Annotated in this window: 26 protein-coding genes and 1 pseudogene; 8 read left to right on the forward strand and 19 right to left on the reverse strand. The window is 61.7% G+C overall.

Features of this window, described 5'->3' with window-relative positions; genetic code table 11:
- Positions 1–85: 85 nt before the first annotated feature.
- The 4 genes from E6B08_RS23535 to E6B08_RS23550 all read right to left on the reverse strand — a co-directional run bounded on the left by E6B08_RS23535 (position 86) and on the right by E6B08_RS23550 (position 2,831).
- The gene (locus E6B08_RS23535) at positions 86–943 is read right to left on the reverse strand and encodes a replication initiator protein A (protein WP_073664728.1); all 858 of its coding nucleotides are present in this window, start codon (positions 941–943) and stop codon (positions 86–88) included.
- 26 nt (positions 944–969) lie between these two features.
- Positions 970–1,254, reverse strand: a complete 285-nt coding sequence (locus E6B08_RS23540) for a helix-turn-helix transcriptional regulator (protein WP_049445253.1) — start codon at positions 1,252–1,254, stop codon at positions 970–972.
- 112 nt (positions 1,255–1,366) lie between these two features.
- A complete protein-coding gene (locus E6B08_RS23545) occupies positions 1,367–2,137 on the reverse strand; it encodes a DUF2285 domain-containing protein (RefSeq protein ID WP_115759670.1) in 771 nt (256 codons plus the stop codon).
- A gap of 343 nt (positions 2,138–2,480) precedes the next feature.
- Complete coding sequence (locus E6B08_RS23550; RefSeq protein ID WP_115759671.1) at positions 2,481–2,831, reverse strand: DUF2958 domain-containing protein; 351 nt, start codon at positions 2,829–2,831, stop codon at positions 2,481–2,483.
- A gap of 319 nt (positions 2,832–3,150) precedes the next feature.
- Here E6B08_RS23550 and E6B08_RS23555 point away from each other — a divergent pair, with 319 nt between their 5' ends.
- Complete coding sequence (locus tag E6B08_RS23555) at positions 3,151–3,444, forward strand: helix-turn-helix domain-containing protein (RefSeq protein WP_115759870.1); 294 nt, start codon at positions 3,151–3,153, stop codon at positions 3,442–3,444.
- A gap of 301 nt (positions 3,445–3,745) precedes the next feature.
- Here E6B08_RS23555 and E6B08_RS23560 read toward each other — a convergent pair whose 3' ends face one another.
- From E6B08_RS23560 to E6B08_RS23610, 9 genes are all read right to left on the reverse strand, one after another.
- Positions 3,746–4,060, reverse strand: coding sequence for a DUF736 domain-containing protein (locus E6B08_RS23560; RefSeq protein ID WP_115759672.1), 315 nt, complete (start codon positions 4,058–4,060; stop codon positions 3,746–3,748).
- 809 nt (positions 4,061–4,869) lie between these two features.
- Positions 4,870–6,963 carry a ParB/RepB/Spo0J family partition protein gene (locus E6B08_RS23570; protein WP_115759673.1) on the reverse strand — a complete coding sequence of 698 codons (2,094 nt, stop codon included), beginning with the start codon at positions 6,961–6,963 and terminating at the stop codon, positions 4,870–4,872.
- A gap of 80 nt (positions 6,964–7,043) precedes the next feature.
- Positions 7,044–7,874, reverse strand: coding sequence for a DUF932 domain-containing protein (locus tag E6B08_RS23575; protein WP_100632617.1), 831 nt, complete (start codon positions 7,872–7,874; stop codon positions 7,044–7,046).
- A 697-nt stretch (positions 7,875–8,571) separates the two neighbouring features.
- Positions 8,572–8,850, reverse strand: coding sequence for a hypothetical protein (locus tag E6B08_RS23580; protein ID WP_115759674.1), 279 nt, complete (start codon positions 8,848–8,850; stop codon positions 8,572–8,574).
- 65 nt (positions 8,851–8,915) lie between these two features.
- Entirely contained in the window at positions 8,916–9,266 is a 351-nt protein-coding gene (locus E6B08_RS23585) for a DUF2958 domain-containing protein (RefSeq protein ID WP_115759675.1), read from the reverse strand.
- A 277-nt stretch (positions 9,267–9,543) separates the two neighbouring features.
- Positions 9,544–10,041: a RadC family protein gene (radC, locus tag E6B08_RS23595; RefSeq protein ID WP_115759676.1), complete on the reverse strand. Its 498-nt coding sequence runs from the start codon at positions 10,039–10,041 to the stop codon at positions 9,544–9,546.
- 368 nt (positions 10,042–10,409) lie between these two features.
- The gene (locus tag E6B08_RS23600) at positions 10,410–11,480 is read right to left on the reverse strand and encodes a competence protein ComEC (RefSeq protein ID WP_115759677.1); all 1,071 of its coding nucleotides are present in this window, start codon (positions 11,478–11,480) and stop codon (positions 10,410–10,412) included.
- A 43-nt stretch (positions 11,481–11,523) separates the two neighbouring features.
- Entirely contained in the window at positions 11,524–13,779 is a 2,256-nt protein-coding gene (locus E6B08_RS23605; protein ID WP_115759678.1) for a ThiF family adenylyltransferase, read from the reverse strand.
- Positions 13,776–14,969: a metallohydrolase gene (locus E6B08_RS23610; RefSeq protein WP_128619501.1), complete on the reverse strand. Its 1,194-nt coding sequence runs from the start codon at positions 14,967–14,969 to the stop codon at positions 13,776–13,778. The genes E6B08_RS23605 and E6B08_RS23610 overlap by 4 nt, the downstream gene beginning before the upstream one ends.
- 90 nt (positions 14,970–15,059) lie before the next feature.
- Between E6B08_RS23610 and E6B08_RS23615 the strand changes: the two genes are divergently transcribed.
- Positions 15,060–15,962, forward strand: coding sequence for a helix-turn-helix transcriptional regulator (locus tag E6B08_RS23615; RefSeq protein ID WP_077933495.1), 903 nt, complete (start codon positions 15,060–15,062; stop codon positions 15,960–15,962).
- 6 nt (positions 15,963–15,968) lie between these two features.
- Positions 15,969–16,756 (forward strand): annotated as a pseudogene (locus E6B08_RS23620) (hypothetical protein).
- Positions 16,757–16,774: 18 nt separating this feature from the next.
- Here the strand turns inward: E6B08_RS23620 and E6B08_RS23625 are convergent.
- From E6B08_RS23625 to E6B08_RS23650, 6 genes are read right to left on the reverse strand one after another with little or no spacing between them, the layout of a single operon-like run.
- Complete coding sequence (locus E6B08_RS23625; RefSeq protein WP_115759681.1) at positions 16,775–18,058, reverse strand: hypothetical protein; 1,284 nt, start codon at positions 18,056–18,058, stop codon at positions 16,775–16,777.
- A gap of 13 nt (positions 18,059–18,071) precedes the next feature.
- A complete protein-coding gene (locus E6B08_RS23630; protein WP_115759682.1) occupies positions 18,072–18,890 on the reverse strand; it encodes a TIGR02391 family protein in 819 nt (272 codons plus the stop codon).
- Positions 18,891–18,912: 22 nt separating this feature from the next.
- Positions 18,913–19,215 (reverse strand): helix-turn-helix domain-containing protein, encoded by a 303-nt coding sequence (locus E6B08_RS23635; protein WP_005304626.1) that lies wholly within the window; start codon positions 19,213–19,215, stop codon positions 18,913–18,915.
- Positions 19,199–19,582: a type II toxin-antitoxin system RelE/ParE family toxin gene (locus tag E6B08_RS23640; RefSeq protein WP_115759871.1), complete on the reverse strand. Its 384-nt coding sequence runs from the start codon at positions 19,580–19,582 to the stop codon at positions 19,199–19,201. Before E6B08_RS23640 ends, E6B08_RS23635 begins: the two co-directional genes overlap by 17 nt.
- Positions 19,579–19,896, reverse strand: coding sequence for a hypothetical protein (locus E6B08_RS23645; RefSeq protein ID WP_115759683.1), 318 nt, complete (start codon positions 19,894–19,896; stop codon positions 19,579–19,581). Before E6B08_RS23645 ends, E6B08_RS23640 begins: the two co-directional genes overlap by 4 nt.
- On the reverse strand, positions 19,893–21,092 hold the full coding sequence (locus tag E6B08_RS23650) for a tyrosine-type recombinase/integrase (RefSeq protein WP_115759684.1): 1,200 nt from the start codon (positions 21,090–21,092) through the stop codon (positions 19,893–19,895). Before E6B08_RS23650 ends, E6B08_RS23645 begins: the two co-directional genes overlap by 4 nt.
- 265 nt (positions 21,093–21,357) lie before the next feature.
- Between E6B08_RS23650 and E6B08_RS23655 the strand changes: the two genes are divergently transcribed.
- Genes E6B08_RS23655 through E6B08_RS23675 form a run of 5 tightly spaced genes read left to right on the forward strand, consistent with a single transcriptional unit; the run spans position 21,358 to position 24,148 of the window.
- Positions 21,358–22,053: a methyl-accepting chemotaxis protein gene (locus tag E6B08_RS23655; protein ID WP_136916182.1), complete on the forward strand. Its 696-nt coding sequence runs from the start codon at positions 21,358–21,360 to the stop codon at positions 22,051–22,053.
- Positions 22,054–22,063: 10 nt separating this feature from the next.
- On the forward strand, positions 22,064–22,822 hold the full coding sequence (locus tag E6B08_RS23660; RefSeq protein ID WP_136916183.1) for a TIGR03759 family integrating conjugative element protein: 759 nt from the start codon (positions 22,064–22,066) through the stop codon (positions 22,820–22,822).
- Positions 22,819–23,367 (forward strand): lytic transglycosylase domain-containing protein, encoded by a 549-nt coding sequence (locus E6B08_RS23665; RefSeq protein ID WP_136917483.1) that lies wholly within the window; start codon positions 22,819–22,821, stop codon positions 23,365–23,367. Before E6B08_RS23660 ends, E6B08_RS23665 begins: the two co-directional genes overlap by 4 nt.
- On the forward strand, positions 23,364–23,894 hold the full coding sequence (locus E6B08_RS23670; RefSeq protein WP_136916184.1) for an integrating conjugative element protein: 531 nt from the start codon (positions 23,364–23,366) through the stop codon (positions 23,892–23,894). The genes E6B08_RS23665 and E6B08_RS23670 overlap by 4 nt, the downstream gene beginning before the upstream one ends.
- Positions 23,895–23,902: 8 nt before the next feature.
- The gene (locus tag E6B08_RS23675; RefSeq protein WP_136916185.1) at positions 23,903–24,148 is read left to right on the forward strand and encodes a hypothetical protein; all 246 of its coding nucleotides are present in this window, start codon (positions 23,903–23,905) and stop codon (positions 24,146–24,148) included.

A 24,148-nucleotide genomic window follows, 5' to 3' on the forward strand; every position in this document is an offset into this window, starting at 1 on the left:
GCCTGATAGCACGAGGATTTGTTGCCTGATAGCACGAGCCTTCTGTTGCCTGATAGCACGAGTGAATTAACAGGTTTTCCCGCAGTTATCCCCGTGCCGTGGGCGGCACGGGCCGGAAGGTCAGCAGTTCGGTTTTCTCGCCGGGCATGCGCTCGATGCCCAGGACGTAGCCGGGCAACGACTGCCGCGCGACCAATGCCCGCAGGTCGGCGGCGAAGTCGTAGAAGCGCGCCACGCTGCCCGACTTGCGGTACAGGTGCTGGAAATCGAATTGCCAGCCGTGCTCCTGCCGGCCGCCATGCTTGCGCACCAGGCGGTACAGCCAGCGTTCGATGCCTCCAGTGAGCCGGAAGTACGTCGGGTCGATGGTCAGCACCAGGGCGGCGTCCACCACGCCCGCGTAGAACCAGTCCGGCAGGATCAGCTCGATGCCCAGCGGCGTGCCGCTGGCATCGGCCAGTTCCTTCCACTCGTTGATCCACGAGAAACGGTGCAGCCGCCTTCCCGTGGTTTCGCGGATGGACGTGGCCACCGTGGTCGATTGCAGGCGATCCAGGGCCGCTTTGAGGCGCTGGTAGTCGCGCAGCGACGTACCGCGCCCGATGAAACGTAGGATCTCGTAGGGGCGCACCTGCATCAGCCGCGAGGTCGGGATGCCCGCATCGCGGGCTTCCACGATCTGGCTGGCGGCCCAGATCAGGATGTCGGCATCCCAGATCGTGGCGATGCCGTGCTCCTGCGTGCCCTCCACGCGGATGGTGATGCCGCCGGCGCGGAAGTCGATCGGCGCCGTGCGCCGCGACTTCGCCAGCGAGAAGAACGGAAAGGCCATCAAGTCCTGGCTGTCGCGCGGCGCCATGTCGCCCGGCAGCGCGCGGAACAGGTCGAGCTGTTCGCGCTGCTGCACTGGTCGCTGCCGCAGGGGCAGCGATGGGCTGGACATGGCAATGGCCACCGGCGAGCCAGAAGTCAGCGGCCGTCACGGTAGTCGCCCGCATGCCGCTCGGCATATTCCGGGTCGGAAGTCGCCGCGAAGCTGCGCGCATCGGCCCAGGCATCAAGGTCGCTCACGGCATACATGACGCGGCGGCCGAACTTGCGGAACTTCGGCCCGCCGCCGATCACGCGCTGTTTCTCCAGCGTGCGCGGCGACAGGCGCAGGTAGTCGGCGGCTTCGTCGTTGGTGAGGTAGCGTTGGGGCTGCGCCGGCGCAGCGACAGCAGCGGCGGCAGGCCGCAAGGGAGCGGGTCGCATGGGATGGTCCTCCATCAAGCCCGGCCACACCACGCGGCCGGATAGAGGCACTTTCGAGAAATTCAGGCTTCCTGCTAAGGGACGAATTGCAGGGACTGCAAAACGTCCCCCCTTACCGCGATGCAACTGGCGGGAGCTGCGCCAGGCTGCGATAGCCGCCGCGCATCAGCGCCTCGCCACGGCGCACCAGCCGCCGCACGCGGGCACGCAAGGCGCTGTCCTTGTGCCAGTCGGCCGCAACGGCATCCGCGCCAAACAACCCTTCGGCGACTTCGCGCAAGGACGCGCCCGCCAGGGTCGCGTCGAGCGCCTGCAAGGTGTGTAGTTCGAGCACCGCGGCCGGTGTGGGCCGAGAGCGGGCCGCCGCCGTAGGCGCGGCGACGGTCGCGGCCGACAGCGCATCCAGCTCGGCCGCGAGCGTGCGATAACGTGCGCAAGGCGTGGCGCAGGCGCGGGTGGCGTAGAGGTAGGCCATGCCGTCTTCCAGACCCGGCCCGAGCGAGAACCGCAGGCAGCAGCCGGGCCAGTGCGACACCAGCACCAGGCGCTTGCCGTCGTGGATCAGTTGCTTGCGGCCAGGGACGCGCCAGAACTCGAAGGCATGGGCCTCGGGCGGTGGGTCGGCATCTGGGTAGAGCTGCACCACGGCATCGTGATCGGGGAACCAGATCGGATGCGCGTCGCGCGCATCCAGGGCCGGGTCTTCCAGCAGGCGCAGGCCCCACGCCTGCGCTGCGTCCGGCCGGCGGCGACGGCGCAGCCAGTCGCGGCGGTAGTCGGGATTCCTTCGCAGGTACTCCCAGGCCAGCGCGGGGCCGTCCAGGTGCAGGATGTAGAGATAAGCTGCTGTCGGATACCAGTGTTCGGCGCTGCGATCAGTCATGGCGGAACCTCCCTGTGCTTGGGATGCGCCGCCACGGATTCCGCTGCACGGGAGCTATCGAAACGCCATCAGGTCGTCATCAAAAAAGGTTAAGCTGTAACTGTCAGTGTCAAGACCGTTTGGCTCCGGCGTCTTGCGGAAATCGTCTGAATGCGACGGCTACGCCACCCGGAAATGGTGCGCGGCATCGGATACCGTGCCGCAGGCTGCGTGAAAGATCATGACTGTTTGCAACAGGCTGGCACCGCTTCGGTGCATCAATGCCGATTGAGACCGTACAGGTCTTGGCTAAGACCGAAATAGTCACAATGCGCCCCGGCTGGCTGGGCTGCGCTGGCCTTCATCAGTCCGTGATCGCGCCGTTCTCCTGCGCCAGCCGGACGTACTCCGACAGCGGGCGCAGCGCCTGGAAATACCGATCCCGCCGCACCGGCAGCTTGCGCGGCCCGACGATGCCGGCTAGGTCGGACAGCTTGACCGTGCCCAGCGAGGGCATCCCGATACCGAGGTCGATCAGCCCGTAGGCCGTATCGCCATCGGCGGGATCAAGCGACACCAGCAGCCAGGTCGCGTGGGCGTCGGGGGTAAACAGTCGCACCACGGGCAGCGGGTCGAGCCTCTGACCAGCGGCGAGCGCCGCGCCGTGGGCCAGCAGCCGGGCGCGTTCATCAGCGGTGACAAGCGGCAAGGTCATGGGCAGAACTCCCACGGAAGCGAGGGGGCGCGGATGCGCTTTGGTGCCGAAGCGCAGAACCGCCGAAACGCATCCGTGCATTTGTGTGGAAGCAAGGATGCGCAAGCCATCGCATCCGTAAAAGAACAGAAGCACCGAAGCGGAATTGTCGGAAGCCGGAAAGACACGGATGCGATTCCCCGGTTCTGTTGGAATCCGCAGATGCGGATTTCCGTAAAAGCACGAAAGCGGGCCTTTCAGCCACGAATGAACACTATAGATTGTAGCCCCATAGGGCGCAATGGGCTGTCATCTTGGTTTTTATGGGGAAACCAAGTTAGTGACAGCGAAACACTCATTGGCAACGGCAATACGGACGGTCAGGAAGGCGCGAGGCTTGAGCCAGGAAGCGTTCTCCGACGTGTCCAGCCGCACCTACATGAGTACGCTGGAGCGCGACCTGAAAAGCCCGACGCTGCACAAGCTGACCGAGCTGTGCGAGGTCATGGAAGTGCATCCGCTGACACTGTTGACGCTGGCCTACGCCGGCGACGACACGCACAAGGCAGACGAACTGCTGGCGCAGGTGCGCCATGAGTTCGAGGCCGTGCTGAAAGAGCGCGACGCGCCCTAGCGCGTCTGAATGCCCGCAAGCGGGGCGCGCAGCGCCGCAGGCGCGAAGGCGTGAGGGATTGAAGCCGAATGGACATGACGCCATTGGCGGCATGGGGCGCAGCCCGAAAGCCCGGCGGCGCAATGCGCCGACACGCCATGTTGTGCTTGCTGCTACGGGCGTCGAACCATCGGGCCAGCACCAAGGCGATGCCAGTCTTGGACATGCCGGGCATAAAGCAACCGACGAAACCCTGTGCGTGCGGTGCTGCGATTAGCAGCACCGCGCCCCGCCGCAATGGGCGGGGCGCGGTGGGCGGCCGTCAGGCCGCCTTGGGCTTGCTGCGCGACCAGATCAGGTCATGCGTGCCGTTCTCACCTTCGATCAGGCGGGCATAGACCGTCGCCGGGAACGAAGGATCGTCGATGGCCACCGACAGGTAATCCCGCCCGGCCTCGCTGGTTTTCTTCCACGCCGCGCCGAAGTCGTGGCCGGCCGCCTGAAGGCGGAAGTCCGGGGCGCTTTCGTTCTCGCCCTTGTCGTTGGGAACCAGCTTGACCTTGACGTTGAGGGTCAGGGTGCGGAGCTGGCCGGTGAAGCCGTCTTTGTCTGCGGTGAAGGTGCCGATGTTAGCCATGATGATTTCTCCTTTCGGGTTGAACAAGGTCGTGCCAGTGCGTCCTTGTTGTGATCCGGTCGGCGGGGGATGGGCTGGCCGCACCGCGCAGCGGTCGCAACACCGTGGAGAACCTGAAAGCGAAAAGAATTTGTCCCGCGAGGAATGCGCGCAGCGCAGGGGAAATTGTTTTCGCTGGAAGGTTGCGGCCATGAAGCCCAGCCACCGCCAAGATTCACAACAACACAAGGACGTACTGGCCGCCCACTCCCGAATGGAGACATGGCCGACTCGGCATCCCCGCGTGACGGCTTCACCGGCCTGCGCTCTGACACGGGCAAGGTCAATGCCCAGCGACAAGGTGAAAGCGCCCCTGCCGCTGCTTGCGGCCCTTTGCATGAGGTGTGGCGTGGAAGCTCCATTGCAGGGCCGGGCGGCGTGTCGGTGAACCGTCCTTCGTGACGTACAGGCGACGAACCGCCAGCGTCGAGGACGGCACGCTTTCATGCAACCTGCGGCAGCAAACCGGGGCGTAGCCCCACAAGTCCCGCCCATTGCGGCGGGGCGCGTTCGGAATGCCGTCGGCGCTGTGTGCCGACGCACTTATGGGCTTCGAGGGTTTCCCGCGCACAAGGTCACTTGTGCGCCGCCCCTTCGCCGTCTGCCCGAAGGCGGCGAAGGGGCGTTCTGGCTTCGGGCCTTGAAACCGGGTGCGGCCACCGCCGCGCCCGGATTTTGACCATCGGCACCAGGGCGGTACGGCCTGGGGCCGATGCTGATGGAACAGCAAAGCGCCCGGCCGGAACCGGGGCGCCCGGTGGTGGTGAAGATCAGGCGGCAAGCGCGTGGACCTGCTGCTCGTCGTCGTTGTCGATGGCTTCCGGTTCGTCATCCGTCACGGCCTGCGGCGCATCCTGCGCCGTGGTGTCGTCGGTGCCTTCGGTCTTGAAGATGGCAGGCATCCAGCCGGTGCCGTCCGCCAGCCGTTCGGCTTCGCTGGCAATGTCGGCCTTCTTCAACTTCGCCAGCCGGGTGATGTGCTCTGGGGCGTACTGCTCCACGGCTTGCAGAATCGCGGCCTTCGGGATGTGCTGGAAATAGCCCTCATTGGTGGGCTTCCACCATGCCGCCATGTCCAGCCCCACGGCCTGCGCCAGTTCCGCGCCCGGTTGCTGCTGCGTGGCACGCGGTGTCACCACGTCCACCGTGACGGCCACGCATACCGCCAGCAGCCGCACCAGTTCATCTTGCGGCTTCGCCAGCAGCACGGCGAACAGTTCGGCGCTGTCCTCCGGCAAGCCTTCGCCGGCGACCTGCTGCAACTCGCGCAGCGCCACGGCAGCGGGCGAATCCGGTATGTCCGGGGCGATGCCTTCCAGCCGGTCTTGCGCTTTGAGGCTCACGCCCAGCGGCAACGCATCATGACGGGGGCCGTAATGCCTGCCCTGCAAGATGGTCTGCACCATGCCATGCACCAGCGCGGCCAGTGCCACTTGCGGATGCCGGGCGACTTCGATTTGCAGCGCCGCCGTCCGGTGGGCGCTCAACCGCTGCGCCAGCTTGTCGGACATGGCGGCAGTCTTGGGCTGCCCTTCGCTGTCTCCGTCCTCGCCTTCGTCGTCGTTGTCGGCTTCCGCACCGCTGAAGCCCTGCCGCAAGCGTTCCAGCGTGCGCAGCGCCTTGGCTTCGGCTTCGCGCAGCAGGCCGCGATGAATCACGGCTTCACCGTTGCGGTCGATGGTGACGATGGCCCCGGCTGCGGCCTTCACGGTCACGCCGTAGTCCTGCAAGCCATCTTCCAGCGACTGCAACTGCTCGCCCACGGCTTCGCCTTCTTCCTGCAAGGCATCGGCCTTTTCCTCGTCGTCAGCGTCCAGCGCATCATCAGCGGCTGCGGCCAGTTCGTGCAGCTTGGTTTGCAGCTTTTCGATGCGGGCTGCTTCGCGCTTGGTCGGTTCGCGGCGCTCCCTCGGCGCACGCTGGAAAGCGTGCAGATCAGCATGGGTCACGCCCGGCGTGGCATCCACCCACGCCCAGCCCTCGGCCTTCACCTCGGCGGCGATGCCTGCCAGCTTGTCTTGCGCCAGCCGTTCCAGCAGCGCGGCATCGGTCAGATACACGCCCGCATCGCCTTCCGCGAACAGGTCGCGGCGAATGCCGCCGCCTGCGGCTTCGTAGGTGTCCAGCCCCACGAAACGCACCAGCGGATGCCGGTATGCGTCAATCTCGCGCTCGGTGAGGCGGTCGCGCAATTGCGAAGGGTTGCGCTGCCACGTCGGCGCGTCGTAGAACGCGGTTTCCTGCGCGGCGTGGTCGTCAGTGATGGCAAGCGCCATCAACTGGTCAAGGCTCACGGCTTCGGCGCGGTAGTCGGCCAGCAGCCGGGGCGAGACGTTCGCCAGCTTCAAGCGGCGCTGCACCACCAGCGGGGACACGCTGAAATCGGCGGCAATGTCCTCGATGGGTCGGCCTTCGGCCACCAGCGCGGCAAATGCCTCGAACTGGTCTGCCGGGTGCATGGCTTCGCGCTGCACGTTCTCGGTGAGGCTGGCCGTGCGGGCGGTGCCATCGGCCACCAGCAGGCAAGGCACGTCCCATTCCTTGCTGATGCGGCGCTTCTTCGCCAGCAGCTTCAACGCGGCCAGCCTGCGGCCACCGGCCACCACTTCGTAATGCTCGCCATCGGCGGCGGCAATGACGATCAGGTTTTGCAGCAGGCCGACACGCTGGATAGAAGCGGCCAGTTCGGGAATGGACATGCGCGGGGTCTTGCGCACGTTGCGCCCGGTCGGGCGCGACACCAGCCGCGACAGCGGAACCAAAATCAGGTTCTTGGTCGGGTCGGCGGCTTCCAGCGGGATAGCGGCGGCGGTGTTGAGGGCGCGGGCTTCGGTTTGGCGAATTTCGGTAGCGGTGGCGTTCATGGTGATAACTCCTATCGGTTCAGGGATGCAGCAGCGAAAGAAGCGGCAAGGGCTGCTGCCTGCCCCTGCCGCGTGGGGAATCAGGCTTTCAACTGGCGCAGGCCATCGGCCAGCATCCAGAGGGCGCGATTGAGGCGCACATCGGAATCAATGCCCTGCACCGGGCGGGTTTGCTGGCGGCGTCCGTTGGCGCTGCGGCCATGCAATCCGCCTTTGGTCAGGTTTTCTTGCGTACGGTTGAACACGCTCCACAAGTCCGGGCGGCGGTCATCGAACCGGCGCGGCATCAGGATTTGCGATTCGGTGATGGGCGCGGGCTTGTTGTCGGTGGGGTCGTACTTGAGGGCCAGCGCGGAACGGGCGAACACTTCGGCCTCGCCTTCGTCCAGCGTGATGGCGCGCATGGCATCGCGGGAATCCTTCACCCGGTCGAAGCCGCGCAAAACTTCGTAAGCGCCTTCGATGACATGCCCGGAAACGTCGCCTTTGTGGGGCACGCGCACATCGGCCACGGTGTCGCCGCACACAAGGCCATTGCTGCACACGAACCGGAACATTCCGGCCAGCATCTGATAGCTGCTCGTCCCGTCATGGGAATTGAGCAGCACGATTTCGTTAGCCTCCGCGCCATTGATCTGGCTGGCGTGGCGCAGGCGCAGCATGTGTTTGGTGTGTTCGCGCTTGCCTTCATCGCGCACGCGGGTCTGGCAAACCATGAAGGGCTGGAAACCTTCTTTGCGAAGCTCGGCCAACACGGCGGCGGTGGGGATATAGGCGTACCGCTGCGAACGGCTTTCATGCGGCGCGTCCGCGAAGATGGACGGCGCTACGCGGTGAATCTGGTCATCGGTCAGCGGGTAATCGCTGCGCAGCGAGGGGGAACGGGAAGCGAAACGGGATGCGAGTTGCATGGTCTTTCTCCTGACGAAAAGGGTTTGCTGTTCAAACCGCACACCGGATTCCTAGATTCGGAGCCCAGCCTTTCGGCTGTTCTGTGCGGTTGGCACGAGGAACCCGGTTGACCCTGTTGCCACCGTCTTTCCTGAGTTCATCGCCCGCGGCCAAAGGAGCGCGCGGACGGGGGCCGTCAAGGAAACAAGCGCAGGGTTGGTGCGGCCCGCAGCGCAGCGAGGACACGGCCTTGCGCGCCTTGACGGCGCACGGGAGCGGGCTACGGTCGCGGACAAGGTGATGAAGTCAGGGGAGACGGATGGACATGGCAACGGCCGTCCCTGTGTGCCGAACCGCACGCAAGCGAAGCGCGCAGGCCCGGATCTAGGAATCCGGGCCGAAGGCGTCAGCCGAGCGGAGCGAGGGAACGATGGAAGCCCGTCAGGGGCGAGACGCCGTAGGCGGCTCGATGCGCCACGCGCACGACAGCGCGACCGGCCATCTTCCAGAGGGCCGGGGACGCCCATGCAATCAACGATGGACAGCATGGGCCGAATGCCCAGGATGAAATGCCGCTGGTGGGTGGGGGTTGCCGCGCCGGCGCAGCCGGGGCGGTGGTATCGAGGGGCGCCAAGCGCAGCGCGGCGGGGATGGCCGCATGGCCTTCCCCTGGAGTGCAAGCGAAGCGCGCAGCGCCCCGGAAGGGGCGCGAAGGCATCAAGCCGTGTCGTCAGGGCGCAGGCTGGATTCCGCAACCGGCATCCACGGTGAGGACGAATCCAGAAAATAGCGCCGCCCGAGCGCGTACAGCCCGCAAGGCCCGGAAGGCCGGTAGAACCCGGTGACGAGGCGATGGAACTGTGCGCCGAAGTCGTTGGTGTAGATCACCGCGTCGCCGATCTTGAAGTGAAGCGGCTGGCCGTTCTCCGGCGCGAATGGCTTGTGCGCGTCGTGCTGCGCCGAAACTTCGATGACCCAATCGTGATGGCTGCTCATGGCATTGATCTCCTGTGATGGTCGAGAAAACACATGGAGCGCCTTGCGGCGCTCCAAGGGCCGGGTCAGACAACGACACGCCCGGCCAGCCGCGCTTCGCGTGCATAGGCGCTCAACCGTTTCTCGGCGCGGAAAGACAGATCGCGTTCGATCGGCAGGCCCAGCCCGCCGCGCACGGTCGCCAGCTCGTTCAAGCTGACCCAGCCGATTTCCGGCATTCCCAGGCCCAAGTCGCAAAGACCAAAGGCGTGGTCGTGGTCATCGGGATCAATCTCGGTCAGCAGCCAGGTCGCGCTGGCATCCGGCGTGAACAGCTTGACCACGGGGGCCGGATCGAAGTGCGGGTTTTCCAGCGAAGCGCGGCCGTTGGCCAGCAGCACGATGCGCTGCTCGTCGGTGATGAGTGCGTGGTTCATGGTGAACTCCTGAAAGGATGCCGGGCGGAATTGCCCGACCCTTCCGGGGCACGGCGCAGCGCAAGCCGTCAGGGGTCGCAGACGGCCGCCAGGACGCAAGCGCCATCGGCGCGCAGCCCTTGACGGCGAGAACGCCGTGGCACGATGAAGGGGACAGCAAGCCCCCCCATACCTCCATGCAGGCCATGAATTTCCGAAACGCTGTCTCGGAAATTCATGGCAGCGTTTTTGCTCGGCCCGCGCCGGGCGCAGCAAAAAAGGGGCCGAAGCCCCTTGGTCAGATCAGGCCACGTTCGGCAAACGATGTGGTGTCGGTGCCCGCGACGATGATGTGATCCAGCACGCGCACGTCCACCAGCCCCAGTGCCTCCTTGAGCCGCTGGGTCAGTGCTCGGTCGGCACCGCTCGGCTCGGGATTGCCGCTCGGGTGGTTGTGCGACACGATGACCGCCGCCGCATTGAGCCGCAGCGCCTCCTTGACCAGCTCACGCGGATACACCGATGCGCCGTCGATGGTGCCTCGGAACATCTCGGCGTACTCGATCAGCCGATGCTGCGTGTCCATGAACAGCACCGCGAACACCTCATGCTCGAAGCCGGCCAGCTTGGCGCGCAGGTACTCCTTGACCGCTGCCGGCGACGTGAACGACGTACCGCGTTGCATCTTGCGCTCGATGGCCTGGCGCGCGGCCTCCAGAATCTGCTCGGCAGTCGCCAGCAGGTAGCGGCCCTGCGCGTCACGCACCATCAGCGAGGAAAAGGACAGTTGCGACATGATCGTGCTCCGGTTGCTCGGGCGGAATTGCCCGGAACCGTGGAGAGCACGGCGCAGCGCAAGCAGTCATGGGTCGCAGACGGCCGCCGGGCCGCAAGCGTGCAAGCACGCGCAGCCCTTGACGGCGAGAACGCCGTGATACGGTGAAGGGAACAGCAAGACCGCCTACACCCGCCCATTGCACACACTCGCCTTTGTGCAAGCGGAGCGCGCAGGCCCACCAGGGCCGAAGGCGTCAGGGGTCAAAGCCGGATGGCCGCGATTCGGCACGAAGCGCGGGGCGCAGCCCGCGAACCCGGCGGCGGCACGCCGGGACGCAAATAATGTAGCCAGCAGAGAATAAAAATGGTGCTGAGGTTCTGTCGAAGTCAATTCTCTTGATCTTCGGGATACGGCGCCTGAGGAATCGGCACCCAGCCATCACGGGTGATGCCCGCGCCGATGCGGATGTTCTTGCTTTCAGTTGCCGCCCAGTGCCCGCCCCGGTGCAATACAGCGCGAATCACCGACTTCCGCGGGTGATCCTCGTCCGCTTTGGCGGAGCTGCATATAGCATTCCAGTGGTGATTGTCAGGCATCGCGTCCAAGCGTGGGCCAAGCAATTGATCCAGAATTTCCGTAGAGACGTTGTGCCGACCTCCGTGGTGAGGCACTTGGAAGTATCGAATTCCGGGCAACGTAAGTCCCGCAAAGGGGGCATAGTCGATCACTTCCTGCAACGCTTCTCGTCCTGCATCACCAGTAAGCATAATGCGATGGCCGTTCAGCACAGCCGACTGCACCACACTCATTTCATTCTCCCGACTGGTGGGGCCAGGTGGAAAATACTCCTCGCCCCACAGGGACTTGATATAGGCTGTCGCGGCCTTTACTGCCCGGAATAGGCTGCTTAGCGCACTATCCATAACGCTTTCATCAACAGCTTCCGGTGTCTTCGATGAATCTACGATCAGGTCAAGATAGCGGCCCAAAGTTGGTGCCATTACCATGAATGGGCCAATGCTTTGCCCCTGAAGAGGAGCATGGATAGAAATTCCCTTCTCCAGCGCAATATCCTCAAGCGCTGCCGAGGCATCATAGATGGACCGCAACTTCCTTCTCAGGGCTTCAACTGACTCATAGTTCTCGAAGCGATCAATCAGTTGATCTGCGTATATCCATGGTCTGTTGATCCAGAGGTTCTTGACTGTGCATTGCTCCAAGACTTTCCGCAGCCCATTGGCGTGGTCGCGGTCAGGGTGCGTGAGGATCACATGGTCGATGACAGTTGTTCCGTAATAGGTTTTCAGATGCTCGACGATCTGATCTCCCGTATCCAGGTATCCACCGTCAACGACGTGTACGCCCTCAGTGCCATTCACCGAATAGCGTAGCGTGATCGCATCCCCGCTTTTCGCTGTTTCGACGCCTAAAAAATCAATCTCGAAGTAGTCAGCCATAATTCCCCCTCATCCTCTGAAAAAAGTGTCGGTGACTTTGTTCTTACCATCGGTCAACCGCGCACGTGAGTCCTGTTGGAGTCCATACTAACGACACGGCGGGGAGACCACCTGCATCCACAGCGATGCTGCGCAATGTATTCCGGTCTATCCCCGAATGCGCGCCGCCTTTCGGGTGGCTGTGCCAGGTGCCAATGAAAGCGAGATACCCCAAAGAGACCTCGTTTGCAGCACGCAAACTTTGGACAAGCCCACTGGTTCCAAGGACGAAGCGGGCTGCCTTGCGAACACTGTCAGAGGGCGCCTCGACAAGGCCCGCAATGGTGATGGTTCGACTTTCAAACGAGATACGGCCAACCAAGGCGCCTCCTGTTTCCACCGCACCCCAGTGCAGCGCATCAGCATTGATCGCGTGCGCCACAGGGTGGAGAATCCGAACGCTCCAGCCACCATCGTCCGCTACATCGAGCACAGTGGTTGGGCCAAGGCTCGCGCGACTCCAGGCCATGCCAAGGCCTTCGGCATCCGCGATGCCAGCACAAAGCGTCGCTTCCTTCGGCAGCCCATCAACGAGCCAGCGTTCCAGTTGCACTCCAGCCAGTGATGCAGACCGCGAAACAACGGTATCTGACATTGGCATGGTCAGTGAGCGGCAATTGTCCCCTACAAAAATGCGCGTCGGCTCCGACGTATCACCGGCAATCGACGCACGAAGTTCTGGTACAAACCGGCAGCACTCGAATAAGAATGCCGTGAGGTCGTCAACCCGACCGGCGCGACTTGGCCCTTCAAGCAAAACCGCGACACAGCGCCCCTGGCCATACATCACGACCCGTGCCAGTCGAGTTGGGGATTGGTCCAATGCTTTTGATTGCGTTTCTGCGGCCAGTACCTGAAGTGAAGCCGTCGTATCCACGATAAGGGCAGCATCCTGAGGAACGCTTGTGGCGAACCGTTCCGGATCGACTAGGAGGGTCACAGCGTCAGCGTCGAACGCGCGCGATTGAAGATGCGACAGTTCTTCAAAGGCCGTCTTCATCAGCGCCGACTTCCGAGGCGGGATCAGCACCGATGCTCGCTCAATGAGTGCATGCCGCGCTATGTTGTGAGGTGATATGGATTCGTTGTCAACGAAAGTCATTGAGCCGAAACCAGCCCGCCCGAGGTGCATCGCGATTTTTGATCCCACACTACCGCAGCCAAGGATGACCAGTGGCTGTGATGTGGCTGCTGACGGGATACCAGATGTCCGTGCCAGCAGCTCGGGAGACAACGCATGCGCATGAAAAGCGGGGTGAACCTTGGCATTTCGCTCTAGGAGCGATTGAGCGTTGAGTTCATAGCGCACCACATAGGGCAATACTTCGACATTCCGGCCTGGTGATCCAACAAGCGGCACTGGTCTTTGTACAGTCAGAATCACAATCGCGTACAAACCGTGCACCCAACCACGCGAGTCTTGTTGCATATCCAGAATCGAGCGCCCGTAATAACCCTCCAAGCTTTGGGCTAAAGCGTCACGATCGATACCAAGTTCCGCTGCTCGATCTAGCAGTGTCGTGAGATCGACAACCGTCTCCGGTTGATAGCGTTCGACTACAAACGGGTGGCCATCGGTGATTGGTCCCCGCGCAATGAAGGTCGCGGTATGGCCATTCCCCCACTTTCCCAACTTGTCGTTGTGAACGCCTTGGGAGAACACAGGATCGACTTGTGCGCTCAGCTCGTCATCGATGATGGCGTATAGCCCGCCATCAATCGTCACGTAGCCCGCGGAAACCACCAAAACCGCTCCGTCAACGGGGGCGGCGGCCGCGACCTTTTCGGCACTGAAGACAACGGTCGAAGGACAACTGTCTCGCCGCGTCGGTTCCCACCCTTGCTCCAGGTCCAACAACGTTCCGGCGGCAGCCTTGTGCAGCCAATCAACCAACTGATCGACAATGGCGTCGAGACCAAACCGATGCAGCAGTTCGTTCAAAGATCCTTCGAACAGGCATGGCGAAACCAACTCGCCTTCGCGATGGGGGTTTATGTGTGGCAGGTTGAGCGGGAAGTCCGCACGCAAGAAGGGCTTGGGCGCGGATAGGGGCCAGTCACTACCGAATGCCAGCACGCATGTCTCGACGGCACGCACCCCGGTTTCGGAGACGCCGTTACGCCGAGACCTGCTTGGCAGTTGCACGGCAACATCGACTGCTATCTGCGTCAATGCACCGATTACCTTTGGTTCGCCAACGCGGGTCAAGCCCCGATGTCGCTGAAGTTGATGCAGTGCGTCTGCGATAGCGTCCGTCATGATGCCCCGTGCGGTATGGGAGTTCGCGCGGAGGTGATCACGGCGGCGGCCTTCGATCCAGCTTCCTTCTTCGAGGGGGGCTGCACACCTTGGGAAGTGACGGTGAAAACGAGGGGTTCCACGGATTTCTCGCTCGGGTATTCACCCGTGCAGTAGAACTCACCCTTTGCTTCCTCCACGATTTCGACGTATTCACGCTTTGCACGGATGCAGGGCGGATCGCTGTCGTCATCTTTGATCGGCTTGCAACTTGCAACGATGACGGCGCCGTCGCGGGTCTGTGACAGTGCATCTCGGGCATCGGCATCAAGTTTTGCCTTTTCTCCGCACTTCGACCAACTGTCGTAAGACAAAGAGTGCCAAGAGCAATGATGAGGCGTCTGCATGATGTCGTACTCCAGAACCTCGGCATCGGCCTTATGGCGCTGCCACTGACGGTTCCAGATGAATACTTCAGCATCTCCGCCAGTTAGAAACTTCGCGCCATCTGGTGTCGCCGCATCGGCAGCTAACGTGAAGTTCAAAATCACACTGGACTGATTTTTGACCAAGCACTCTTCCTCTTCCTCATCGTCCTTTGCGTCCAATGGCGCAAGAAGAAACGCGGAGAAGAATGCTGAACTCTTACCGTTGATTGTCGAGAAGCGCGTATCGACCTTCCGCACGATGGAGGTGAGGTCATCGGTCTTTCCATTGATGTCCTCCCCCATGATCTGGATGCGATCACCGGCCCCAACGGCGAAGTTCTTGTCTCGGTTCAACTGAACACGTCGGCGCGCCTCGGTAGCCCACGCCTTCGCGTCATCACACAAGGTAAGGGTCTTGCTCGCACGGCGAAACACAATGGGAGACGACCACATCTCGCGAATGACGATCTTCTTGTCCTTGTCGTCCTTCTTGTCATCCGGGTATTTGTCCAACTCGCCCAAGTAGAAGTGCCGAGTCAGCCCCCGACAGTGGTCGTCGTCGGGGTGGCTCAGCAGGAAGGCATCAACATATGGCCTGCCGTTCTCATCCTTCTTCAGTCGATCGCGCAGGTCCTTGGCAACATCACGCGCTTCCCCATCAGGATCGTCGGCATCTTGCCGGATGTTTACGTCGATCAGTAGCGTGGTGGCATCAAGATCACCGAACTTGATGAGGGTCATGTCCCCGTTGTCAACGGGGAAAAAGGTGATGGTGGTGGGCACTTGGGGTCTCCGGGTAGACGACCGAGGAGTGATCGCGTATAGTTAATGTACGACTATTTTTTTGATCCGTCTACTTTTTAGGCGCTACTGATGCAAGAGCCTCCCGTTGCTACTGCCGAACCTGTTGAGCCCAAGGGGCTGAGCTGGGGGCTGGAGAGCAGACTTCAATTCATCGATTTTCGGTTGCGCTGGGAGCGGCGCATCAATCGAATGGATCTCACTGAGCACTTCGGCATATCAGTGCCTCAAGCGTCACTTGACATTGCCAAGTACACAGAACTGGCCCCGAATAACCTGACATACGACCGCAGCTCCAAGACCTACACGGCAGCGCAGAGTTTTCGTCCGCTTTACCAGCGAAGCTCTGCACAACGTTATCTGGCAGAACTGTTGGCAACCAAGATGGGGGTGGTTGAGTCAGCGGCCAGCTTTATCGGCTCCGCGCCGGAGACAGATTGGGCGCCTTCTCCCTGGCGCACCATCGACGAGCAGACTGTCGAATTGGTGGTCCGTGCAATACGACAGCAGGAAGCCATTCGAGTCAGTTACCAGTCCATGACGTCCTTGAACGAATCAATTCGCCTGCTGTCACCACACGCTCTTGGCTACGATGGCTTTCGTTGGCACGTGCGCGCGTTTTGCCACAAGCGCCAGCGCTTCAGCGATTTCGTCCTCGCTCGAATCCTCCGCATCGATGGTATAGAGCCGAGCCAAGTGGACTTCAGTCAGGATACGCATTGGCATACTGTGCTGACTCTGATCCTTGCGCCACACCCCGACTTACCGGCGGCCAAGAAACGAGTGTTGGAGTTGGACTACGGCATGGAAGACGGGCAGGTCAAGCTTCCATGCCGTCAAGCATTCCTTTACTACACACTAAGACGTCTGGGCTTGCACACCAAGGAAGCACCAGATCCGCTCGCACAACAGATCGCGCTGAAAAATCGCGACGAAATTCAACCCTACATCGATGCCCTTACGGCACAGGCTTGACTCCATATGACAACAATTTTTGAACTGGTCAAGGATCCTTATGAGCGCAAGGCGCGGGTTGTTCCTGGGCTTCTTGTGGCCTTGCCGGTACTGGTTCCGTTGTTGTGCGTCTACGGAGCCAAGCATCCTGTGCTTACGAGTGTGATTGGCCTGCTTGGTGGCTGTGGGGCCATTTATGCGCTTGCGAGCGTTGCCCGTGGCCGCGGTAAGGAACTCGAAGAAACCTTAGTTGCCAAGTGGGGGGCATGCCCACCACCATTGCACTGCGCCACCGCGACAGGTTTCTCGATGGTGTCAGCAAGCAGCGCTACCACACGGCGATCACTGCCAAACTTGGCATCGCGATGCCAACAGCGGAAGAAGAGTTAGCAAACCCTGAGCAGGCAGACGATACATACATAGGTGCAACCAAACGACTTCGCGAACTCACGCGCTCGAACAAGCAGCTCTTGCTGAAAGAGAACATCGCCTATGGATTCCATCGCAACATGCTGGCGATGAAACCGGTCGGTATCGCATCGTGTCTCGTAGGCGTCCTCTACGGGCTGTTGATCGCAAAGGTTCTACAGGTGACACCTCCCCACTTCAACCCAATGCATTTTGCTGATCCAGGGCTCGCAGCAGGCTTAACACTACTCATTTCTCTGGCGCTTCTAGCCGCTTGGCTGCTGTATTTCGATCAGGATTCTGTCAGGCGGATGGGCTTCGTCTATGCAGAACGCCTATTCGAGTGCTTGCCATCTTTGTCTTCTTCGGCCCCTCGGAAAAGAGCGCAAAAAACAGCTATAGATTGAAATTCAGTATGGGAATGGTCACGCCTCTTGGCTGGTTGCCGCGTGATTGCGATGCAGGTCCGAAACCACCGCGATCAACCTGTTGATCGGTTCAGACAGTCGCTTTGGCAATACGCGATGCTGGGTATGAGTTTTCAGGTCGGCGATCCAGCGATGCGCAACCCATACATCTTCTTCGGGGTGGTTGTTGTCCACACCGTTGCAATACTTGTAGCCAACCAGCGCATCGGCGTGCGACAGCAGAACGCGCGCCATCGTCATGTGGAAGCGATGAGCCTGGAGATCAGCCGGACCTTTTGGCCGCGGAAGAGTCAGACGCAGGCATCGCTGATCGTTGAATTCAGCCCAGTCGGGGCCAACCACTTGTCCGGCGCGTTCCAGCATCTTGCGCGACTGTTCGTTCTTGCCATTGACCAGGGCAACGGCGACCGTACCCTTCGGGTACTCCAGCTTTTCGGCCAGCGCGTTCATCCAGCGCACCAGCTTGTTTAGAGTGTTGTCGTCCGCAAACACCAGAAACTGGTGGCGCTGTTCATCGTCGAGAAATGCCGGTAGCTGCGCGTAGAGGGGGTACAGGAGATCATGCAGGTAGATGTAGGTCTGCCGGCGCCCTTGCTCATGACTCCGCGTGGTTGCGGTCAGCACCTTCTGCGCCCATTCTGGTGTGAGTTCTGCCAGCGTCATCTCAGTGATGTCGATGGAGATGAGGGGGAATCCGAGTGATTTTCCGATTAACGCCTTGCGCCCATCAAAGGCATGCCCGAGTTCGATTTCGACGCCCCCCAGCACCATCGGCTCGGTCTGGATAGGCGGCCCGAGCACGGCAACGTCGAGTCGGAATTTGCTGCCGAATGGTGTTTCCAGCGGGTGCTCGATCGCCACCCGATCGGCGCCAAGCAGCAAGTTGCCTTCCAGCGGATAGTCAGACGCATCCGCGTCCTTGAACGCCCAGGGCATTGCAAGTCCGGTGTTCAAGCGTCGGGCTAGTTCAGCCGCGACAAGCTCCTTCGCGCGTCGGTGTTCGGCGCTTTCCTGCACGGTGCGCCACCGACTGGCTTCTTCATCATCGAAGTGCGCTTTGGGGCTATAGGTGCGCTGGGCAGGAAGCATCCGGAAATGGGATCGCCGACGCAGCTTCCCGCTTTCAAAGGACGGGCTGACCCATGTCACCATCTGCCGTGATGCGCCGGGAGATACCAGGGGCCACAGCTTGCGCGCATGTTCCCGGCTGCGAACGTCGCGCGCGGCGATCGTGGTCTGAAAAATCCCTTTCCGAGAGAAGACAACGATCGCCTCGTCCATTCTTCTCTTTCCGTTATGGCGATACGGCGGCGACTTTCGTGGCGCCATCCAGCTTGCGATGAATCAGCGACACCAGCGTCAGGATGTCCAGTGCGTCCTGCTCGGACATAGGCCAATTCGTCTTGGGTGCATGGGCCAGCGGATTGCGCACGGCGCCAAACAGGCCGATCAGCAGGTTAGCAAAGCCTTTCTGCTCGCTCTTTTCGGACTCGGTGCTGAGCGGTCCCAAGGTGAGAACGGGTTGCTGGCCTGCGAATGCCTTGCTCACCAGGTCGGCGCCATCGCCGTTCAGGCCCGACAGCAAACGAATCCGCTCCGCAACGCCTTTCGTTGCCTCGAACACGGCATGGAAGTAGTTTTCGTCCAGCAGCTCGGCACGGCAATAGTTCAGCACTTCCGCGTGGACGACGCGGCTTTCGAGCGCGGCCTTGAGTCGTCCAGCTCGGGCGCGCGCGGCATCAAGCGTCGTGGCCTTGTCGGCGTGTCCAACCTTACCGTCTTCGCGCACGTAGAAGCCGGAGAAGGCCAGGACGACATTGAGTTCGTCGCGCCGCCAAGTGAACGTCGCGGGGTCGCGGGCGTAGTTCACCGGGTTCATCGCGCGATTGATGAACATGATGAGATGGTTCCCGATCTGGTGCCGGTTCTGCGCGCCAGCCAGCGCATTGAACAACCGCTTCCATTTGGTGATGCCGGGTGACGTGTCGGCAACCTCTATTTCTTGCAGCAGGCGCTCGATCTGCGTTCCGCTCAGGCCCCGCTCGGTATCTGCAAGCACACGGCAAGCGGCTTCAAGATGCTGTGAGCTGAAAGGGTCAATTCGCGTCGCCAATGCCTGTCTCCCTAGTCAGGCATCAGATGATGGCCTGCAAGCCCTTGTCTGCAATGACGTTGAGCAGCTTGAGGGCAGGGCCGGCCGGGCGAGTCTCGCCTTGCTCCCATTTGCGCACCGTCGAGGCTGTGGTGTGAAGGTGGAGCGCGAACACCGGCTGGCTAAATTTCAAGGCTTCGCGCAGGCGTTTGATGTCTGCAGCACCGAACTCCCGCACCGGTGGCGGGCAGATCGCGTCGAACTTGCGCATCGTCACCTTGCTGATCGCGCCCACTTCGTGGAGCGCAGCCAGGTCGCCACGCAGCGATTCAATGATCTTGCTCACAATGCACCTCCACTAAAGCACCCGACTGCAACGCCTTCGACAAGGCTTCAGCAGACAGTTCCAAGAACACCTTGCCGGCGAATTGCAGCGCCTTCTTCTCGTCCTGCGTGATGTTCGCCTTGTCGCTCTTCGGGAACCCATACAGGAACACATAGCGGCTGCCGATCCTGGCCGATACCAGCGTGCGGTAACCGCCGCTCTTGCCACCGCCGGGGCGGGCCACCCGCTTCTTGTAGAGGGAGCCGCCCAAGTCCGCGTCGATCAGACCGCTTTCCATCTCCTGAACCGCCTTGCACAACGCGGCATCGGACAGCTTCTCGCCCGACTGCCAGCGTGCAAAGTCCTTGCGCTTGAGGATGTCCGTCACTTCGACCTCCAAACTATACCCGAAACGGGCATAATTTTCCAGTCTCCGGTGTAGCACCTAGATAGAAGGGATGACCCGCCCGATTGTCGTGACGCCGGCACGACAATCAGAGCCGACAGGACGGGATGCCGGCCACCGGTCACGCGGGCATCCTTGACCGAAATCAGCAGCGCATAGGCCGACCACGGCAGCGTGAAGACCTTGGCCAGCTCGGCGAGGCCGAATTTCCCAGACACTGTCTCGGAAATTGCGGAACGGGGATAGTCGGTCGGCAAGGCAGCCGGGGATGCCACCGAAAGCGTCCTCTTGCTCATGCCGTGGCCTCCGCAGGGCGCCGCGCGCCCGTGATGGCCTGCCGCCGACTCGCCACCAGTTCGGCCGCATCCCGCACCGGCTTGTCCTCGGTGTGGACGTAGTGCATGAACATCGCCACGGTCTTGTGGCCCGTCAGCTTCATGCCTACCTTGGTCGGCACGCCCGAATTGGCAATGTCGGTCGTGGAGCGGTGGCGGATGCCGTGCGTGCCGACGTGCGGGACGCCGGCGGCCTTGAGCACCCGGCACCAGCCGCCGTAGTGCTCGCCAAAGGTCAGGTGCTTGGTCGGGTCGTTGGGCGACGGCAGGACATAGGGGCAGCCTTCACGGCGCGGCGCCGTCGAAAACAGCCGATAGGCTTCCGCGCTCATGGGCTTGGAGAGGCCGCCGGTCTTGCTGTCGGGCCAGACCACGCGCCGGTTCTCCAGATCGACCCAATCCCATTCAAGCATGCAGATTTCGGAGCGGCGGCCGGCGAACTCGAATTGCAGGCGAATCGCCAGCGGGATGACGTAGTTCTCCAGTCCTTCCGCCTCCAGCTTCTCCAACTGGCGGAAGATCAGCGCCAGTTCGTCGTCCACGATGAGCCGGGTTTCCTCGCCGGGCGGGAACATCGGGACGTGGCGGCACGGGTTCGTGCCGTCCGGGCGGTAGCCCCACACTTCGGCCAGGTTGAACATCTTGCGCAGGACGCCGAAGGCGTTGTTCGCCTCGGCCGGCTTGTAGGCCAGCTTTTCCATCAATCCGGCAATGTCGGGCCGCTTCACGTCCTGCACCTTCTTGCGACCAATCAGCGGGACGATGCAGCGGTCGATGACCGCCTGATAGCCGCGCTGCGTGCTGGGCTTGTTGCGCTTCTTGGAGTAGTCCTCCATGAACTTCTTGCACAACGCTTCGACCGTGGGTGCCTTGCGTGCCTCGGCCTTGGCGCCGCCGGGGTCGCCGCCCCGGCGAACCTCGGCCAGCCAGTCCTGCGCCATGACGCGCGCTTGCTCCACGGTCAGTTCCCCGAACAGGCCCAGCGAGGGCTTGCGGGGCTGCCCGGAGTTCGTGCGGTACTGGAGCATGAACACCCGGCGGCCCTTCGGGGTAATCTTGCAGAGGAAACCCGGCACCACGGTATCCCGTAGTTCGATGTCCTTGGCCTGGGGTTGCGCCGACTCTACGGCGGTCTTGGTGAGCTTGATCTTCGCCATGATGACTCCTTGGAACGACCCGAATTCCAAGAGCCAGATAGGAGCGGCGCGAGGGAAAACCGGGTCAAGTTTCAGAAAGCACCGGCATATGATGGACGCGCGTAAGTTCTTGATAAACCTGCTGTATCGAGCTACGGCGCAGTCCAGCGAAGTGCCGGGCTGGAGTCATCGTCAAACAAAAAAATCCGCGCGGGCGGGCTAAGCATTTTCTGCTGAAACAGAATCGTGCTTACGCGAGGGTGTACTCGGCTTCGAGAGGACCCCCATGAAACTGCCGATCCGAAAACATCTGCCTATCGCTGCGGGACTGCTCATCCTGAGCGCAATCATTGCGTACCAGCAGTACCAGCTGTCGACCCTATCTCGCACCGTGAATGGAGCAGCAGAAAAAGTATCCATCGATGCACTCCAGAACAGGGTGAGCGCGATCGACGATCGACTCGATACTGTGTCAGGCAAACCCCTGGTCACGATGGAAGATTTCCGTGTCAGCCAACAAGCGCTCTCGAGCCGGATCGATGCTGTTCAAGCCACTGCAAAGCAAGCCCACGAAGCTGCAGCAGAAGTCACTCGCTCATCCGCGACTGCGGGCGATCTCCTGGTACTGAAAGCTGACCTTGAGTCGCTTAACGGCAAACTGCAGAAAATGGGCACGCCCCAGGTTCAGGCGACTGCATCAACCCGCAAACCCGCCTCCAGACCGAAGCCGAAGCCCGCACCAGTTAAAGCCCCACCCATCCCGCAAGATCCCCCACCCTTTCAGATGGTCGGCCTCGAATATCGAGGCGGAGAGCGTTTCCTGTCTGTTGCCCCCACCGGTAGCACGCGACTGAGCCAGATCTACCTGATTCGGCCTGGCGAAGTGGTCAGCGGCAGCACCTGGCGCCTCAAGGCTGTGAATGAACGAACCGCAACCTTCGACGCGGGCGGAACAACCCGAACCCTGAGCATCCAGCCATGAGTAAAACATCATGAACTTACCGATCGTTCGAGCCATCGCCTGCGCCTGCGCATTTACCGCAATAGGCCTTGAAGCCGCGCCACTTCCTACTGCAGCTGGCGGACCCGCCTCCAGTGTTCACCAGTTAACCAGCGAAAGTCCCCTGTCGCAGAACAAGCTCAATGACAGAGTCGCGCAGGAGTGGGGCCTAACCTCCAAGGAGTACGAACGATATCAAGAGCTGATGCAGGGCCCACGAGGAGTGTATTCGCCAGGGCTTGATCCACTTACGGCGCTGGGAATCGAGGCCCGATCCGATAGCGAACGGCGTCGGTTCGCTGAGCTGCAAGTCCAAGCAGAGCGTCAGCGAGTCGATCGGGAGCTCGCCTATCAGCGAGCTTACGATGAGGCGTACCAGCGCCTATTCCCTGGCATCAAAGCCATCGAAATTTCGACCTCCCCTGCGGGCCATGCCGGATCTGGCAGTGGCCCTGCTCTTGAGGGCAATGGACGGATGGCACTTTTCGTCAAAGACGACTGCCTGCCATGCATCGACCAGGTCAAACGGCTGCAGGCATCCCAGACGCCGTTTGACCTATATTTCGTCGGTAGTCAGAACGACGATGAACGGATCCGCCGCTGGGCAATTCTCGCGGGTATTGACCCCTCCAGCGTTAAAAGCCGACTGATCACCCTCAATCATGACCAGGGCCGTTGGGTACGACTCGGGCTCGGTGGCTCGCTACCAGCTGCCGTGACGCAGGTGAATGGATTATGGCGTCGTCAATGAGCGGGTGGCGGCTCAGCCTTCTGCCGTTGCTGCTGCTCGCCGGCAACACATGGGGCGCAGAAGATCCACCACAAGCTTACAAGGCGATCGCAATCAGACACGGGGTTCCTCCCGTTGTTCTCTATTCAGTGGCGCTGCAGGAAAGCGGCACACGACTGCGCGGGCAGCTTGTGCCTTGGCCATGGACGTTGAATGTCGCCGGTACCGGCTATCGCTTCGCCACACGAGCTGATGCTTGCCAAGCCCTGATGATCGCGATTGTTAAGGCTGGGCCTGCTCGGGTCGATGTGGGGCTGGGACAGACCAATATTCGCTTCAACGGGCATCGTTACAGCTATCCCTGCGAAGGCCTGGACCCATACAAAAACCTGGCGGTGACCGCTCAGATCTTGGCTGAACAAAAGGCCAAAGGTGGAAGCTGGATCGATGCGGCGGGGCGGTATCACCGCCCCGCTGGGGGAGCCCCGGCTGCGAAATACCGTAGCTACTTCGCGAAACATCTCAGCCGGGTCACCGGCATCAAGTTCGAGGTACAGAACCCATGACTTATTACCAGGCATGGCGCTCACACGTCGTCCAAGCCCTTACCTTTGCGATCGCAACCAGCCTTGCCCTGCCCTCCAATGCTGACCAACAAGCGGTGCTCACAGTGGTGGAGGACCGCGGCGGATCATCTGCTCTGCCCTATTACCAGGATATCGAGCCTGAGCCTACGCACTCTCCCCCGGCTGCAACTGGCGTCCGGTCGGGTGGGGCATTCCCGGTGTCGACTCCAGAACTGAGTCCAGGCCCCGTACAGGGACGTGCAATCAACGCGGCAGGCCTGCAGCCGATGTTCATCGTCGGGGATGATCCAACGTCCCAGGCCTGGCTCGGACAGAAACTGTCAGCACTTCAAGGCCTCCAGGCAGTGGGACTCGCCGTGAATGTCAGCAACTCTGCACGGCTGCAAGAAATCCGCCGCTGGGCACCTGGATTGCAGGTAATGCCTGTACCTGCCAGCGATATTGCTGCTCGCCTGGGACTGCAGCACTACCCCGTGCTGATCACGGCTACAACCCTTCAGCAGTGAGAACAGGAATGCGCCTACCACGACTATCGCCGGTGTTCACACTGATCATCAGCCATCCCCTGCACCGCCCCGGCCGGGAGCAACTGATCGAGCAGGTCCGCCATGTGAGTGAGCTCTACGGTGGCCGCTTGACAGGAATCTCCGAGCGCAATGAACACGCATTCGCCCAGCGCCTGGCCGAGCGGCTGACACCGGACCAGGTTGAGCATGCGCGCGCCGAAGTTGACGCCATGACCTACACCGCGAGGACATGA

This window comes from Pseudomonas putida (genome assembly GCF_005080685.1).
In the GTDB taxonomy this organism is placed as follows: domain Bacteria; phylum Pseudomonadota; class Gammaproteobacteria; order Pseudomonadales; family Pseudomonadaceae; genus Aquipseudomonas; species Aquipseudomonas putida_V.

Excerpts from the sequence above, each read along its gene's own strand:
- E6B08_RS23665 (WP_136917483.1), top strand. The coding sequence starts at position 22,819 with ATGAGCGGGTGGCGGCTCAGCCTTCTGCCGTTGCTGCTGCTCGCCGGC.
- E6B08_RS23670 (WP_136916184.1), top strand. The coding sequence starts at position 23,364 with ATGACTTATTACCAGGCATGGCGCTCACACGTCGTCCAAGCCCTTACC.
- E6B08_RS23545 (WP_115759670.1), bottom strand. The coding sequence starts at position 2,137 with ATGACTGATCGCAGCGCCGAACACTGGTATCCGACAGCAGCTTATCTC.
- E6B08_RS23645 (WP_115759683.1), bottom strand. The coding sequence starts at position 19,896 with ATGAGCAAGAGGACGCTTTCGGTGGCATCCCCGGCTGCCTTGCCGACC.
- E6B08_RS23605 (WP_115759678.1), bottom strand. The coding sequence starts at position 13,779 with ATGACGGACGCTATCGCAGACGCACTGCATCAACTTCAGCGACATCGG.
- E6B08_RS23615 (WP_077933495.1), top strand. The coding sequence starts at position 15,060 with ATGCAAGAGCCTCCCGTTGCTACTGCCGAACCTGTTGAGCCCAAGGGG.
- E6B08_RS23660 (WP_136916183.1), top strand. The coding sequence starts at position 22,064 with ATGAACTTACCGATCGTTCGAGCCATCGCCTGCGCCTGCGCATTTACC.
- E6B08_RS23650 (WP_115759684.1), bottom strand. The coding sequence starts at position 21,092 with ATGGCGAAGATCAAGCTCACCAAGACCGCCGTAGAGTCGGCGCAACCC.
- E6B08_RS23655 (WP_136916182.1), top strand. The coding sequence starts at position 21,358 with ATGAAACTGCCGATCCGAAAACATCTGCCTATCGCTGCGGGACTGCTC.
- E6B08_RS23675 (WP_136916185.1), top strand. The coding sequence starts at position 23,903 with ATGCGCCTACCACGACTATCGCCGGTGTTCACACTGATCATCAGCCAT.
- E6B08_RS23570 (WP_115759673.1), bottom strand. The coding sequence starts at position 6,963 with ATGAACGCCACCGCTACCGAAATTCGCCAAACCGAAGCCCGCGCCCTC.
- E6B08_RS23540 (WP_049445253.1), bottom strand. The coding sequence starts at position 1,254 with ATGCGACCCGCTCCCTTGCGGCCTGCCGCCGCTGCTGTCGCTGCGCCG.
- E6B08_RS23535 (WP_073664728.1), bottom strand. The coding sequence starts at position 943 with ATGTCCAGCCCATCGCTGCCCCTGCGGCAGCGACCAGTGCAGCAGCGC.
- E6B08_RS23600 (WP_115759677.1), bottom strand. The coding sequence starts at position 11,480 with ATGGCTGACTACTTCGAGATTGATTTTTTAGGCGTCGAAACAGCGAAA.
- E6B08_RS23575 (WP_100632617.1), bottom strand. The coding sequence starts at position 7,874 with ATGCAACTCGCATCCCGTTTCGCTTCCCGTTCCCCCTCGCTGCGCAGC.
- E6B08_RS23585 (WP_115759675.1), bottom strand. The coding sequence starts at position 9,266 with ATGAACCACGCACTCATCACCGACGAGCAGCGCATCGTGCTGCTGGCC.
- E6B08_RS23580 (WP_115759674.1), bottom strand. The coding sequence starts at position 8,850 with ATGAGCAGCCATCACGATTGGGTCATCGAAGTTTCGGCGCAGCACGAC.
- E6B08_RS23560 (WP_115759672.1), bottom strand. The coding sequence starts at position 4,060 with ATGGCTAACATCGGCACCTTCACCGCAGACAAAGACGGCTTCACCGGC.
- E6B08_RS23625 (WP_115759681.1), bottom strand. The coding sequence starts at position 18,058 with ATGGACGAGGCGATCGTTGTCTTCTCTCGGAAAGGGATTTTTCAGACC.
- E6B08_RS23550 (WP_115759671.1), bottom strand. The coding sequence starts at position 2,831 with ATGACCTTGCCGCTTGTCACCGCTGATGAACGCGCCCGGCTGCTGGCC.
- radC (WP_115759676.1), bottom strand. The coding sequence starts at position 10,041 with ATGTCGCAACTGTCCTTTTCCTCGCTGATGGTGCGTGACGCGCAGGGC.